This window comes from Jeotgalibacillus sp. ET6, assembly GCF_029667115.1.
In the GTDB taxonomy this organism is placed as follows: Bacteria; Bacillota; Bacilli; order Bacillales; family Jeotgalibacillaceae; genus Jeotgalibacillus.
Window position 1 is genome coordinate 1 of the sequence record NZ_JARUIU010000118.1, and the last position, 266, is coordinate 266.

Below are 266 nucleotides of genomic sequence, written 5' to 3' on the forward strand. Positions count from 1 at the left end.
CGTGCTCGGCGACGATGCGCGGCACCATGTCGGGCTTCACGTGCACATAGGTGACCTTTTCCTTGCCGGGGACGATGATGTCCACCATCGGCTCCAGGCGGCACATGCCGACGCAGCCGGTCTGGGACACGGTGACATGGGCCAGCTGGCGCTTCTGGATCTCATCCATGAAGGCCATCATGACCGGACGCGCGCCGGCGGCAATGCCGCAGGTCGCCATGCCGATCACCACGCGGGTCGTCTCGCCCTTTTCCTCGGTACGAACG

General features: G+C 65.4%; 1 protein-coding gene. It reads right to left on the bottom strand.

The features are described from left to right. The coding region (locus tag P6709_RS20005) for a (2Fe-2S) ferredoxin domain-containing protein (protein ID WP_278242648.1) at positions 1–266 on the bottom strand (266 nt) is incomplete at both ends.